Source organism: Brevundimonas sp., from assembly GCF_044336875.1.
In the GTDB taxonomy this organism is placed as follows: domain Bacteria; phylum Pseudomonadota; class Alphaproteobacteria; order Caulobacterales; family Caulobacteraceae; genus Brevundimonas.
The window spans coordinates 52,426-65,992 of record NZ_JBIIOP010000003.1; the positions used below are offsets into that span (position 1 = coordinate 52,426).

The 13,567-nt window shown below is 67.0% G+C and carries 10 protein-coding genes and 3 tRNA genes; 7 read left to right on the forward strand and 6 right to left on the reverse strand.

Translation table 11 applies throughout. The features are described 5' to 3' along the window. Positions 1 to 283: 283 nt before the first annotated feature. The 3 genes from rplI to rpsF are packed head-to-tail and all read right to left on the reverse strand — an operon-like array spanning position 284 to position 1,547. A complete protein-coding gene (rplI, locus tag ACIQ1T_RS05435; RefSeq protein WP_395943517.1) occupies positions 284 to 868 on the reverse strand; it encodes a 50S ribosomal protein L9 in 585 nt (194 codons plus the stop codon). A 1-nt stretch (position 869) separates the two neighbouring features. Continuing rightward, positions 870 to 1,148, reverse strand: a complete 279-nt coding sequence (gene rpsR, locus ACIQ1T_RS05440; RefSeq protein WP_008259463.1) for a 30S ribosomal protein S18 — start codon at positions 1,146 to 1,148, stop codon at positions 870 to 872. Between the two features lie 12 nt (positions 1,149 to 1,160). After that, positions 1,161 to 1,547, reverse strand: a complete 387-nt coding sequence (rpsF, locus tag ACIQ1T_RS05445; RefSeq protein WP_201100299.1) for a 30S ribosomal protein S6 — start codon at positions 1,545 to 1,547, stop codon at positions 1,161 to 1,163. A 306-nt stretch (positions 1,548 to 1,853) separates the two neighbouring features. Here rpsF and ACIQ1T_RS05450 point away from each other — a divergent pair, with 306 nt between their 5' ends. The 6 genes from ACIQ1T_RS05450 (at position 1,854) to ACIQ1T_RS05475 (ending at position 8,116) form a co-directional block, all read left to right on the forward strand. Continuing rightward, on the forward strand, positions 1,854 to 3,446 hold the full coding sequence (locus tag ACIQ1T_RS05450; RefSeq protein ID WP_395943518.1) for a carboxyl transferase domain-containing protein: 1,593 nt from the start codon (positions 1,854 to 1,856) through the stop codon (positions 3,444 to 3,446). Positions 3,447 to 3,460: 14 nt separating this feature from the next. Further along, positions 3,461 to 3,847 (forward strand): hypothetical protein, encoded by a 387-nt coding sequence (locus ACIQ1T_RS05455; protein WP_395943519.1) that lies wholly within the window; start codon positions 3,461 to 3,463, stop codon positions 3,845 to 3,847. Next, positions 3,837 to 4,736 (forward strand): enoyl-CoA hydratase-related protein, encoded by a 900-nt coding sequence (locus ACIQ1T_RS05460; protein ID WP_395943520.1) that lies wholly within the window; start codon positions 3,837 to 3,839, stop codon positions 4,734 to 4,736. Before ACIQ1T_RS05455 ends, ACIQ1T_RS05460 begins: the two co-directional genes overlap by 11 nt. A gap of 492 nt (positions 4,737 to 5,228) precedes the next feature. Next, complete coding sequence (gene lon, locus ACIQ1T_RS05465) at positions 5,229 to 7,625, forward strand: endopeptidase La (protein ID WP_395943521.1); 2,397 nt, start codon at positions 5,229 to 5,231, stop codon at positions 7,623 to 7,625. Between the two features lie 105 nt (positions 7,626 to 7,730). Beyond that, the gene (locus ACIQ1T_RS05470) at positions 7,731 to 8,006 is read left to right on the forward strand and encodes an HU family DNA-binding protein (RefSeq protein ID WP_395943522.1); all 276 of its coding nucleotides are present in this window, start codon (positions 7,731 to 7,733) and stop codon (positions 8,004 to 8,006) included. Between the two features lie 33 nt (positions 8,007 to 8,039). Continuing rightward, positions 8,040 to 8,116, forward strand: a tRNA-Val gene (locus ACIQ1T_RS05475). Positions 8,117 to 8,171: 55 nt separating this feature from the next. Here ACIQ1T_RS05475 and ACIQ1T_RS05480 read toward each other — a convergent pair. Beyond that, positions 8,172 to 11,471: an autotransporter outer membrane beta-barrel domain-containing protein gene (locus tag ACIQ1T_RS05480; RefSeq protein WP_395943523.1), complete on the reverse strand. Its 3,300-nt coding sequence runs from the start codon at positions 11,469 to 11,471 to the stop codon at positions 8,172 to 8,174. A gap of 325 nt (positions 11,472 to 11,796) precedes the next feature. Between ACIQ1T_RS05480 and ACIQ1T_RS05485 the strand changes: the two genes are divergently transcribed. After that, positions 11,797 to 13,047 carry a glycosyltransferase gene (locus ACIQ1T_RS05485; RefSeq protein ID WP_395943524.1) on the forward strand — a complete coding sequence of 417 codons (1,251 nt, stop codon included), beginning with the start codon at positions 11,797 to 11,799 and terminating at the stop codon, positions 13,045 to 13,047. Positions 13,048 to 13,319: 272 nt separating this feature from the next. On the opposite strand, the gene ACIQ1T_RS05490 is transcribed toward ACIQ1T_RS05485, so the two are convergent. Both ACIQ1T_RS05490 and ACIQ1T_RS05495 read right to left on the reverse strand, forming a co-directional pair. Continuing rightward, a tRNA-Asp gene (locus ACIQ1T_RS05490) sits at positions 13,320 to 13,396 on the reverse strand. Positions 13,397 to 13,477: 81 nt separating this feature from the next. After that, positions 13,478 to 13,554: transfer RNA gene (locus ACIQ1T_RS05495), tRNA-Asp, on the reverse strand. Positions 13,555 to 13,567: the final 13 nt, after the last annotated feature.

Genomic DNA, 13,567 nt, shown 5'->3' on the forward strand with positions numbered 1-13,567 from the left:
GGGACTGCGGCGACGCAAAAAAATAGTCGCAGGGGAGACAAATCTCGGCCTTGATTGAGGGTGTTCACCGCTGAACCGGGTGGTCAAGCAAGCCTATTGCGCAAAATCGCCAACTTGCCGTCGCGTCGCCTTCGTTGTTGTAAACTTGTCATAGAAATCGCGACAGGCTCGCAACTGGCCGCAACCTCCGCGACGGCTCGCCGCACCGACAGCAAAAAGGGCGCGTCCCTTGCGGAACGCGCCCCTGATGTCTTGGCGATTCGACCCTGAGGTCGGATCAGGCTCAGGCTTCGTCGCCGAAGCCTTCTTGCTGACCGGCGCCGCCTTCGATCAGTTCCTGGGCCGATTGCTCGGCGGCCTGGCGCTCATCGTCGAACTGGCTGCGGATCACGTCCTCGCCCTTGGCCTGACGCTCGGCTTCATCCATCGAACGGGCGATGTTGATCTTGACCGTGGCGCGGACCTCGGCGTGCAGGCGAACCGGCACTTCGTGGACGCCCAGGTTCTTGATCGCCGTGTTCAGGACGACTTGCGAACGCTCGACCTTGCCGCCTTCGGCCTGGATGGCCTCGGCGACGTCGCGACCGGCGACCGAACCGTACAGGTGACCGGTTTCACCGGCCTGACGGATCATGATGTAGGTCTGGCCGTCGATCTTGTCGGCGACCTTCTGAGCGTCGGCCTTGTTCTTCTCGTTGCGCTGCTCGATGGCGGCGCGGTCGAGTTCGAACGCCTTCAGGTTGGCGGCGGTGGCCCGGCGGGCCTTGTCGCGCGGCAGAAGGAAGTTACGGGCGAAGCCGTCCTTGACGGACACGACGTCGCCGATGGCGCCGAGATTCTCGACGCGTTCCAGCAGAACGACCTTCATCTTACTTCACCACGTACGGCAGGAGGGCCAGATAGCGGGCGCGCTTGATGGCCTTGGCCAGTTCGCGCTGCTTCTTCTGGGAGACGGCGGTGATGCGCGAGGGCACGATCTTGCCGCGTTCGGAGACGTAACGCTGCAGCAGCTTCACGTCCTTGTAGTCGATCTTCGGCGCATTGGCGCCCGAGAACGGGCAGACCTTGCGGCGGCGATAGAAGGGGCGGCGGCCGGCGGCTCCGGAGCCGGCCGGGGCGCCCGGGGTCGGGGCGGTGGTGTCGGTCATGTTCCGGTTTCCTTATTCGGCGTCGGCGGCGGCGTCTTCGCGCGGGGTGCGCTCGCGCTCGCGCTCGCGTTCACGCTCGCGGCGGGCCAGCAGCGGCGACAGTTCCAGGTCGAGTTCCTCGACGCGGACGGTCAGCCAGCGCAGCACGTCTTCGTTGATGCCCAGCTGACGCTCGACTTCGGCCATGGCGGCCGGAGGGGCGTCGACGGCCAGCAGCGAATAGTGAGCCTTGCGGTTCTTCTTCACGCGGTAGGTCAGGTTGCGCAGACCCCAGTATTCGATCTTGGCGACCGAGCCGCCACCGGCGACGATCAGATCCTTGATGGTGTCGTTCAGCGCTTCGGCCTGTTGCGCCGAGATATCCTGGCGCGTCATGACCGTGTGCTCGTAAAGAGCCATGCGGTAGTCTCCCTTGTGGGCGTCGGCGCGGAAACGACCGGGTAAGTCGATCCCCACGATGGCTCCTGGCGCGGCGGCCGGACCGAACGTCCAACCCTTTGGTGTTCCGCGACAGGACCGAAGCCCTGGAAAGCGGGCGCGTATAGGGGAAAAGGGCCGTGCTGGCAAGATCGCTGGTCTTCGGCCGGGCTCAGTGACGAGTGCTGGTGCGAGTGAGTGGCGGCGACGCTGTGGGATCAGCTCACTCGCACCAGCACTCGTCACCCCGCGCTTGTGGCGCACAACCAGCCCGCCTAAACCTGACCCATGCCGAAGCTGACGTCAGCGGTCGATCCGCAGAGCCCCAAATACAAGTCCCTGCACGCGCACAACAGCGCCCTGGTCGCCGAACTGCGCGACCATGTGGCCAGGGCCGCGCGCGGCGGATCCGACAAGGCGCGCGAGCGCCACGTCGCCCGTGGAAAGCTGCTGCCCCGCGACCGGGTCGAGCGGCTGCTGGACCCCGGCTCGCCCTTCCTGGAAGTCGGGCAATTGGCCGCCCACGGCATGTACGACCATGAGGCCCCCGCCGCCGGCGTCATCGCCGGCATCGGCCGCGTCTCGGGCCGCGAGGTGATGATCGTCGCCAACGATCCCACGGTGAAGGGCGGCGCCTATTTCCCGATGACGGTCAAGAAACACCTGCGCGCCCAGGAGATCGCCGAGCAGAACCGTCTGCCCTGCGTCTATCTGGTCGACTCGGGCGGGGCCAACCTGCCGCACCAGGCCGAGGTCTTCCCCGACCGCGACCATTTCGGCCGCATCTTCTTCAACCAGGCCCGGATGAGCGCCAAGGGCATCGCCCAGATCGCCTGCGTCATGGGCCTGTCCACCGCCGGCGGCGCCTATGTGCCCGCCATGTCGGACGAGACGGTCATCGTCCGTAACCAGGGCGCCATCTTCCTGGCCGGCCCGCCCCTGGTGAAGGCCGCCACCGGCGAGGTCATCTCGGCCGAGGAACTGGGCGGGGCCGAGACCCACGGCCGTCGCTCCGGCGTGGTCGATCATGTGGCCGAGAACGACGAGCACGCCCTGGAGATCGTCCGCTCCATCGTCGCCAATCTGAACACCACCAAGTCCGTCGAGATGGACGTGCGCGAACCCAGGGCGCCCGCCTTCGATCCGTCCGAACTCTACGGCCTGATCCCCGACGACGTCCGCGCCCCCTATGATGTGCGCGAGGTCATCGCCCGCCTGGTCGACGGCTCCGAGTTCGACGAGTTCAAGACCCTGTACGGCTCGACCCTGGTCTGCGGCTTCGCCCGCATCTGGGGCTATCCGGTCGCCATCCTGGCCAACAACGGCGTCATCTTCTCCGAAAGCGCCCAGAAGGGCGCCCATTTCATCGAACTGGCCTGCAAGCGGAAGATCCCGCTGCTGTTCCTGCAGAACATCTCGGGCTTCATGGTCGGCGGCAAATACGAGGCCGGCGGCATCGCCAAGGACGGCGCCAAACTGGTCACCGCCGTCGCCTCGGCCGAGGTGCCCAAATTCACCGTCCTGATCGGCGGCAGCTTCGGCGCCGGCAACTACGGCATGTGCGGCCGGGCCTACAGCCCGCGCTTCCTCTTCACCTGGCCCAACAGCCGCATCGGCGTCATGGGCGGCGAACAGGCCGCCAGCGTCCTGGCCACGGTCCACCGCGACGCCGAGACCTGGAGCCCGGACGACGCCGAAGCCTTCAAGGCCCCGATCCGCCAGAAATACGAGGACGAGGGCAATCCCTATTACGCCACCGCCCGCCTGTGGGACGACGGCGTCATCGACCCGGCCCAGACCCGCGACGTCCTGGGTCTGGCCATCAGCGCCAGCCTGAACGCCCCGATTCCGGACACGACCTTCGGCCTGTTCCGGATGTGATGAGAATGAAGCCCATGCGCCTGACCTTTGCCGTTTCCGCCCTGATGCTGGCCGCGCCGCTGGCCGCCCAGGCCGAGCCGCGGAACACTATTCCCGCCGCCTTCCACGGCCTGTGGGAGGAGAACATCGACGACTGCGCCAATGTCGAGAGCGGGACGCGCATCGTCGTCCAGGCGACCTCCATCTCCTATTTCGAGGAGGGGGACGCGGTGGTCTCGGTCACCCCGCGCGGCCCCGACCGCATCGACCTGGTGGTCGATTATGAAAACTATGACGGGAGCGAACGGCTGAACCGGACGCTTAGCCTGTCCGACGCCGGCGAGACGCTGACCTTCAGCTATCCCGACGGCGCGGCATATGTGAATCACCGCTGCCCGCAAGGAGCGCCAGATGGCGAATGAAACCAACCCGGCCGACCTGAACGCCCTGGACGTCACCGACGCCGAAGAGGTCGAGATCAACCGCATCGCCCATCCGCTGCTGGCCGATCCCGCGCCGGACGCCAACGACGATCTGGTCCAGATCGACTCCACCGCGGACGGCGTGGTCTTCGTCACCATCAACCGGCCGGCCAAGAAGAACGCCTTCGACGCCGCGACCATCGCCGCCCTGCACGAGGCCTTCGAAACCCTGCACGGCGCCGACCATGTCCGCATCGTCTTCGTGCGCGGGGCGGGCGGGACCTTCAGCGCCGGCGCCGACCTGAACTGGATGCGCGACACCGCCGACTGGTCTGAAAGCGACAATCGCGACGACGCCCTGGGTCTGGCCCGGATGCTGAAGGCCCTGCACGACGTGCCCGCCCTGACGGTGGCCGTGGTCGAGGGCGCGGCCATGGGCGGCGGCGCCGGCATCGTCGCCGCCTGCGACATGGCGGTGGCGGTCGAGGGGGCGCGCTTCGCCTTTTCCGAGGTCAAGCTGGGCCTGATCCCGGCGACCATCGCCCCCTATGTGATCGAGGCCATCGGCGCCAGGCGCGCCCGCCAGCTGTTCCTGACGGCCAACAGTTTCGACGCCGACTACGCCGCCCACGCCGGCCTGATCGACCTGGTCCTGCCCGAGGGTTCGGTCGACGAATTCGTCGCCATGCTGACCGACAGCCTGTCCGGCAACGCCCCCGGCGCCATGGGCGAGGCCAAACGCCTGGTCAACGACATCGCCGGCCACAAGATCGACAGCGGCCTGCTGGACGACACCGCCAAACGCATCGCCCGCGCCCGCGTCTCTCCCGAAGGCCAGGAAGGCGTCCGCGCCTTCCTCGACAAGCGCAAGCCCGCCTGGGCGGAGTAGGGGAGATAGACCCTCCCGCTTGCGGGGGAGGTGTCGCGTCGATCGGCGCAGCCGATCCAGCGATGGAGGGGGAAGTCTTGTCTTGAAGAAGGCGACACTCCCCCCATCGTCAGCCGCCTCGCTACGCTCGCCGAGCTGACACTTCCCCCGCAACGGGGGAAGGTCGCGCCCATCGTCCGGATCTGGTGCGATTCCGGGCGACCTGACGCGTCCGGGCGACACCGGTGCGCGGCAGGTTCGTGCAGCCGGGCGTCCTTGCCGGAACGATCCGTTCGATCCGGCCCGCAAGCGCAGTTCGAGCCGTCCAGCCTGGCTGGAAATCCACGCAGATGTGGGCCGTTCGGCGGTCACGCTTGAACCGCAGGTCTTTCAAACCACATACTCACTCGAACGCCGTCGGAATCGACGGGCCGTCATGCGCTGGTCGGGCCTCTTGCCCGGGCGACCGTGGCGGCGGGCCGGCGATCATCAATGGCCCAGGAGTACGCATCCATGACTGACACAAAGACACTGCCCGTCCTGCCGCTGAGAGACATCGTCGTCTTTCCGCACATGGTCGTGCCGCTCTTCGTTGGCCGCGAGAAGTCCGTGAAGGCGCTCGACGAGATCATGAAGGGCGAGAAGCAGATCCTTCTGGCCACCCAGAAGAATTCCGTCGACGACGATCCGTCGCCCGACGCCATCTATCCCATCGGCGTGATCGCCAGCGTCCTGCAATTGCTGAAACTGCCGGACGGCACCGTCAAGGTGCTGGTCGAGGGCCGGGGCCGTGCGCGCCTGACCCGCTTCACCGACCGCGAGGAGTATTTCGAGGCCGAGGCCGTCGAGATCGAGGACGAACCGGGCGAGGCCTCCCAGGCCGAGGCCATGCTGCGCGCCGTGGTCGAGCAGTTCGAGAACTATGTGAAGCTGAACAAGAAGGTCCCGCCCGAGGCCCTCAGCTCCATCCCCCAGATCACCGACGCCTCCAAGCTGGCGGACTCGGTCGCCGCCCATCTGTCGGTCAAGATCGCCGACAAACAGGGCCTGCTGGAAACCTTCGACGTGCCCAAGCGGCTGGAGAAGGTCTACGGCCTGATGGAGGGCGAGATCTCGGTCCTGCAGGTCGAGAAGAAGATCCGCTCGCGCGTGAAGCGCCAGATGGAGAAGACCCAGCGCGAATATTATCTGAACGAGCAGATGAAGGCGATCCAGCGCGAGCTGGGCGAGACCGACGACGCCCGCGACGAGATCATGGACCTGGAGAAGCGCATCCGTAAGACGCGCCTGTCCAAGGAAGCCCGCACCAAGGCCGAGGCCGAGGTCAAGAAGCTGCGCAACATGAGCCCGATGTCGGCCGAGTCGACCGTGGTCCGGAACTATCTCGACTGGCTGCTGTCTGTGCCGTGGGGCAAGGCCAAGCAGAAGCCGATCGACCTGGTCAAGGCCGAGGACATCCTCGAGGAGGATCACTTCGGTCTGGAGAAGGTCAAGGAACGGATCATCGAATATCTGGCCGTCCAGGCCCGCACCGGCAGTCTGAAGGGGCCGATCCTGTGCCTCGTCGGCCCTCCCGGCGTCGGCAAGACCTCGCTGGCCAAGTCGATCGCCAAGGCGACCGGGCGCGAATACGTCCGCATGTCGCTGGGCGGCGTCCGTGACGAAAGCGAGATCCGCGGTCACCGCCGGACCTATATCGGCTCCATGCCCGGCAAGATCATCCAGTCGATGAAGAAGGCCAAGACCACCAACGCCTTCGTCCTGCTGGACGAGATCGACAAACTGGGCGCCGACTGGCGCGGCGACCCGTCCTCGGCCCTGCTCGAGGTGCTGGACCCGGCCCAGAACTCGACCTTCGGCGACCACTATCTGGAAGTGGACTACGACCTGTCCCAGGTCATGTTCGTGACGACCGCGAACAGCCTGAACATGCCGCAGCCGCTGATGGACCGGATGGAGATCATCCGCGTCTCGGGCTACACCGAGGACGAGAAGGTCGAGATCGCCAAGCGCCACGTCCTGCCCAAGCAGATGACGGACCACGGGCTGAAGGACGGCGAACTGATCGTGCCGGAAGACACGATCCGCGACCTGATCCGCTACTACACCCGCGAGGCCGGCGTGCGGTCGCTGGAGCGCGCCCTGGGCGGTCTGGCCCGCAAGGCGGTGCGCGAGATGGCCAAGACCGGCGTCAAGTCGATCACCGTCGACGAGGCCAAGCTGGCCGACTATGCGGGCGTGAAGAAGTTCCGCTACGGCGAGACCGACGAGAACGATCAGGTCGGCATCGTCACCGGTCTGGCCTGGACCGAGTTCGGCGGCGACATTCTCACGATCGAAGCCATCAAGATGCCGGGCCGCGGCCGCATGACCGTGACCGGCAATCTGAAGGACGTGATGAAGGAGTCGATCTCGGCGGCGGCCTCCTATGTCCGCTCGCGGGCCCTGGACTTCGGCGTCAAGCCGCCGGTGTTCGAGAAGACCGACATCCACGTCCACGTGCCGGACGGCGCCACGCCCAAGGACGGTCCGTCCGCCGGCGTCGCCATGACCGTGGCCATGGTCTCGGTCCTGACGGGAATCCCGATCCGCAAGGACATCGCCATGACCGGCGAGATCACCCTGCGCGGCCGGGTCACCGCCATCGGCGGCCTGAAGGAGAAGCTGCTCGCGGCCCTGCGTTCCGGCGTCAAGACGGTGCTGATCCCGCAGGAGAACGAGAAGGATCTCGCCGACGTGCCGGACAATGTGAAGTCGGCGCTGGAGATCGTGCCGATCTCCACAGCGGACGAGGCCCTGAAATGGGCCCTGGTCGGCGCCCTGACCCCGGTCGAATGGGACGAGGCGGCCGAACCCTTGCCGACCCCGCCTGCGCCGACTGACGGGGCCACGGCGGCCGTCGCTCACTGACGTCAGGTTGAACGAGGAAACGCCGCCGACAAGCCTGTCGGCGGCGTTTTCGCTTTTGACGCAACCGCCGATCCGTCCTTTAGTGATTCGCTTGGGAGGATGACAATGACAAAAGCCGAACTCATCGGCCGCATGGCCCGCGCCGCAGACATCAGCCGCGACCAGGCCAAGGCCGCCCTCGACGCCTTCACCGACGGCGTCGTCGAGGCCCTGACCGAGGGCCGGGACGTCAAGCTGATCGGCTTCGGCAGCTTCACCCCGGTCGAGCGCAAGCCGGGCGTGGCCCGCAACCCCCAGACCGGCGAGGCCATCGCCCGCGCCGCGTCCCGCACCGCCCGCTTTCGCCCAGGCGAGGGCTTGAAAAGCGCCTTGAACGGATAGGGCGGGGAGGGCATAAGCCCTGCTCCGGTTTCCGGGCGGCTAGCTCAGCTGGTCAGAGCATCTCGTTTACACCGAGAGGGTCGGCGGTTCGAACCCGTCGCCGCCTACCAAACAAAAAGGCCGCCGGATCGCTCCGGCGGCCTTTCGCGTTTCCGGCGGTTCCGATCAGAACCGGAAGCTGGCCCGCAGCAGCAGCGAATAGCGGACATAGTCCTCGAGCAGTTCCGCGTCACCGGTCAGCGACAGCATGCCCAGGTCATTGCCCAGGTTCAGGCGGAAGCCCAGGATCAGGCCGCCGCCCTCCACCGCGTCGGGCGACAGGACGAAGTCCGGGCCGCCGCTGGCGAAGCGGGCGATGGTCTCGCCGGCGTCCACCGACAGGTTCTGGCGATAACCGACGCGCAGTTCCGGGCGGATCCAGCCGTCTCGGCCGAAGCCGTAGCCGACGTTCATCGCCGCGACCGCCGAGAAGATGTGGCTGTCGCGCGAATCGATATCGAGGTCGAAGCCGTCGCCGCCGCCCGCTTCGGTGCGAGCGCCCTCGGACAGACGGAAATACTCGGCGTACAGTTCGGGGCGGACGTTCAGGCGACCATAGTTGCGCTCGTACGAAGCGCCGCCCGCAGCCGCCGCCGTCCAGCCGTGCCAGTCCGAGGTGTTGTTCAGATAGACGCCCTCGGCGACCAGCGAACGGTCGGCGCTGAAGGTGGCGTAGCCGCCGGCGGCGCGCGCCCAGGTGGTCCAGTACTGGCCTTGGGCGCGCCAGTAGAGACCCAGTTCCAGCAGGTTGGCGGACAGGACCTCTTCCGCTTCCGACTCCGGATCCTTGATGTCCGAGGAGGTGAAGGCGGCGGTGACGCCGAAGGCGCCCAGATCCGTGCCCTTCTCCACCCCGCCAGCGACGCCGAAGCCTTCCGAGCGGAAGCCGTAGGAATCGGTCTTGTCCTTGTCGGCGTAGAAGTTGATCTCCTGAACCCAGGCGCTGGTTTCACCGGGGGCGGCCGAGGCGTTGCGCCCGGTCAGGGCGCGGGTCACGGCGTCGACGCCGGCCGACAGCGACATGAGCGGCCCGCCCGAGTGGTCCGGCAGCATCTGCTCGTAGGCGTTGGTGAAGCCGTCGCGGCTGGTCTGGCTCAGGAACAGGTTTCGGATCGTCTCGTTGTCGCCCAGCGCGGCGTAGACGGCGTCATAGGCCGAGGCTTCGACGGGGATCAGACCGGCTTCTTCGGCGGTGCGACGACGCGCATCGACGTACAGGTCGCCCGCCGCCTGATCCACACCCGCTTCCACGACATAGAGATAGGGAGAGTTTTCCGTCAGCAGGGCCTGGTCAAGCTGGCCCACGTTCAGCGTGTTGGCGTCGATGATGGTGAACCGTTCGGGGCCTTCGAGCAGGGAGGCGAAGCGCACGCCCAACTGCGCGCCCGTGGCCAAGGTCGCCGTGCCGCTGACGTTGAAGCCGCCGGCCTGGTTCGCCAAGGGGTCCAGGGTCGCGATCAGGACGCCGTCGGCGCCGACGTTCAGGTTGGAGATCGACGTCGCGGTGGCCTGGGTGGCGTTCAGCGTGCCCTTGGAAATGTCGATGTCCAGGGCGCCGTCGCTGTCGGTGATTGCGCCGCTGACGACCGCGCCGCCGCTGATGGCCAGCCGGTCCGCGCCGGCGCCGAAGGCGATGTCGCCGATGATCGTGCCGTTTTCGGCGTTGAGGGTGTCGGCGCCCGAGCCGAGCTTGATCGCGCCGATGATGGCGGGCTCGCTCGCATCCGGCACGCCGTCGCCGTCCGTGTCCGTCGCCGTGCTGCCCGAGGCGGCGGGGATGCCGTACTGGCGCAGGGTGACGCCGCTGGTGTTCGCCGTCAGGTCAATGGCCGTGACCGTGCCGTCCACGGCGGTCGTGTCCGTGCTGCTCGCCGTCAGCGACCCGATGATGGAGCCCGCGTTGTTGAGCTGGGTCAGGGTTCCCGACTGGTCGCGAATGACCGTCGCCGAGCCGTGATTGCCGCCGAAGGACGCAACGAGGTTGCCTGTGTTGGTCAGGGATCCGACATTGGCGCCGGCTCCAATGAGGATGGCGGTCGCAGCCTGTGTCCCATCGCCGGAAGCGACGGCCTGGATGGCGCCCGTGTTCGAAATGGCCGGAGCGGTGACGCCCGCGCCGATCCACAGCGCCGTGGCGTTGGCGCCCAGCGCTGTCGAGGCGATTCCGCCCTCGTTGCGGACGCCGCCGGCGATATTGACGCTCTGGCCGCCCGCGACGCCCAGTTGCAGCGCGCGCGACTCGACGCCGGAATAGAGGCCCGTGCCCGTGATGGAGCCGCGGTTGATCAGGCCATAGGCGGCGTCCCCCGTGCCCACGGCGCCGAGGTTCACCGCATTCGTCGCCGAACCGATGAGCAGGGCGGGCGCGCCGCCGATCGAGGTGAGAGAGGCGGTCGTTTCGCTGGCGTCGGGAACGCCGTCGCCGTCACGATCCGTATCCTCGCGGTTCTTGACGCCGTCGCCGTCGTCGTCCTCGTCGCCGTTCTTGACGCCGTCATTGTCGTCATCGCCTTCGATGCCGGCCGCCGAATAGGCGGGGCCCTTATCCAGGAGCACGCCGCCGGCCACATTGGCGGCGACCCGAACGGCGGGGCCGCCCTGAAGCAGATCGTCGGCGTCGAGTTCGTCGAGGAACAGGGTCGTCGCATTGTCGTAGGTGCCCGTCGTCGGGCGAACGGGCGGCGGCGTCGTGTAGCGATAACCCGTGGTCGTCACGGTAGAATGGATCTTCAGGGCGCCGCCGACGTCGCCCTCGACCGACACGCCGGTGGCGTTGGCGCCGCTTGCAGAGATGGAACCCGCCAGATCGACATTGCCCGAGATGGGGCCGGTCGTGCGAATGCCGACCGAGTTGTCGCCGACCACGCGGACCGCGCCCAGGCTCTGCAGCTTGCCGTTCAGGGCCGATTCCACAGCGAGGCCGTAGGAGTTGTTGCCTTCGACGGCGATGGACCCGCCCGATTCGATCAGGACATTGCCCGTGAAGGGCGAGGCGCCCGTGAGGCGGACGCCGTAGCGATTGGTCCCGGTGGCGAACGGGCCGTCCAGGTCGCCGTCTCCGTCCGTGTCCTTGACGTCCGCAGACTCTTGCAGGTCCGTGATGCTGATGCTGCCGCCGACCGTGACGGCGCCGGTATTTCCGCCGTTGACCAGGATGCCGGTCGAGCCGTCAGCCGACTTGGCCATGGTGATGGAACTGCCGCTGTCCAGGTCGATGGCGTTGTTCGAATCCACCGTCACCGCCGCGCCGGACGTGACGGCGATCGAGCCGCCGCTAGCGATGCGGATGTTGTCCGCCGCCGTACCGGTGGCGTTGGAGGTCTGGATCGGCGTGGTGCGGGCGGTCGAGATTACGATCTCGGCCTGCGCGCCCGTCACAGCCAGCAAGGGGGCGATCGCCACGGCGGTCGCGAGCAGAATACGCATTCGGAAGAAAACCCCTGGTGGTCACGCGATCACGAAGTGGGGGACCCTTTAGCAGGGTCCGCGCCAGCCTTCCCCAAGTTTATCGAATTTGAGGCGAATGCAAGGCCGTGTCCTTCATGTCGGAGTGCGATGTCTGGATCGTCGTTCGGCGAAGAGGCTGATTTCACGGGGCGTTGCGGCGGGTCCGGAAGGTTTTCGGATGGCCCTATTGAGCTTTGCGGCGGCGAGGTCTACGGGCGGAAGGATGGTCAAACGCGTTTCACGGCGACGCATCCAATCCAGCCCCCCCGGCGTTGGCGAGCCCAGACCAGGCGAGAACCTCTTCATGACATTGACCGACCTAGACGTTCAGGAAAACGAACTCCGACTGATTCCGGGACTGGACGTCGAGGTGGCCGACACGCTGAGGGCGCTGAAACAGGCGTCCATGGATGAGCGCCCCCGGCTGGTGGACACGACCATGCTGTATGCGCCGCGGTCGGGCGGGGTGAAACGCTACCTGCTGTCGAAGAAGGCCTGGATCGAGGCCAACCGGCCGGGCGTCAGCCATTCGCTGATCGTGCCGGGCGCGCGACACAAGGCCCGGGCCGACGGCATCGTACAGCTGAGGGCGACGAAACTGCCGTTCGGCGACGGCTATCGCTGGCCCAGCTCGGTCAAGCGCTGGAGCGCCTGGGTGGCGGCGATGAAGCCGTCGATCATCGAGGCCGGCGACCCCTATACGCCGGGGCAGGGCGCGCTCGAGGCGGGCCAGCGGGTCGGGTGCCCGGTCGTCGGCTTCTGCCACTCGGACCCGGCGGGTCTGGCGGCGTTGCATTTCGGCGAATGGGCCAAGAAGCCGGTGGAGAAGCGCTGGGCGCGCCTGTTCTCGCAGTTCGACCGGGTTGTTTCGCCCAGCCGGTTCATCGCCCGCCGGCTGGAGGAGGCCGGGGTCGACAATATCGTCATCCGCCCGCTGGGGGTCGAGATCGACACCTTCCGGCCCGAGCGGCGGGACCGGCAGTGGCTTCTGAAGGAGCTGGGCCTGGGCGAGGACGCCCGCCTGCTGTGCTTCGCCGGCCGGCCCGCCAAGGAGAAGAATGTCGATATCCTGATCGAGGCGGTCCAGAAGCTGGGCGCGCCCTACCACCTGGTGCTGGTCGGCGCGGGGTCGGGCATGCCGGACGAGGACCGGGTCATCTCGATGCCGTACGAGAAGGATCCCCGGGCGGTGGCCCGGATCATCGCCAGCTGCGACGCCTTCGTCCACGCCAACGACAAGGAGCCGTTCGGCCTGATCGTGCTGGAGGCCATGGCCTGCGGGCGGCCCGTGGTCGGCGTCAACGCCGGCGGCGTGGCCGAGACGGTCGACGAGTCGGTCGGGCAACTGGCGGCCAGCGCCGAGGCCGGCGACTACGCCGAGGCGGTCGAGGCCCTGTTTGCGCGCGATATCGAGGCCATCGGCCGGGCGGCGCGCGAGAAGGCTGTCAGCCAGTTCGCGTGGAACCGCGTATTCGACGACCTGTGCATGGTCTACGGCGAACTGACGGGCGACGCCGCCTTCGTGCGTCCGGACGAGGCCTTCGCCGTTCACTGACACGGTCGGACTGGACCCGAAAAAACCGAGTCCAAAAAGGTGCGCTCGCGCCAGGCCCATTCTGAGCCCATTCTGATCTGGACTCCGGAAAACCGGGTCCGCGCAGGGGCAGTATGGCATGCCGTGAAGGCGTGCGACGTCGGAGCAATCCGGGAATCGCCAATAGCTTGAAATAGAAACGACTGGTGAGGCGGAATCAGGGGCGTCGACGGCGTCTGGACGTCAGACTTTCCGGAGAGGGGCGGCGCGCCACTTCTTTGTTCGAAAAGAAGTGGCGCGAGTGACGGGGCTCGAACCCGCGACCTCCGGCGTGACAGGCCGGCACTCTAACCAACTGAGCTACACCCGCGTACCAGGTCGAAACTTTTGAGTTGTTTCGAAAACTTATGAGGAAATGCGGTGTGCGCCACTCTTCTATTTCTAGAGAGAGTGGCGCGAGTGACGGGGCTCGAACCCGCGACCTCCGGCGTGACAGGCCGGCACTCTAACCAACTGAGCTACACCCGCGTTTCCTAACCGA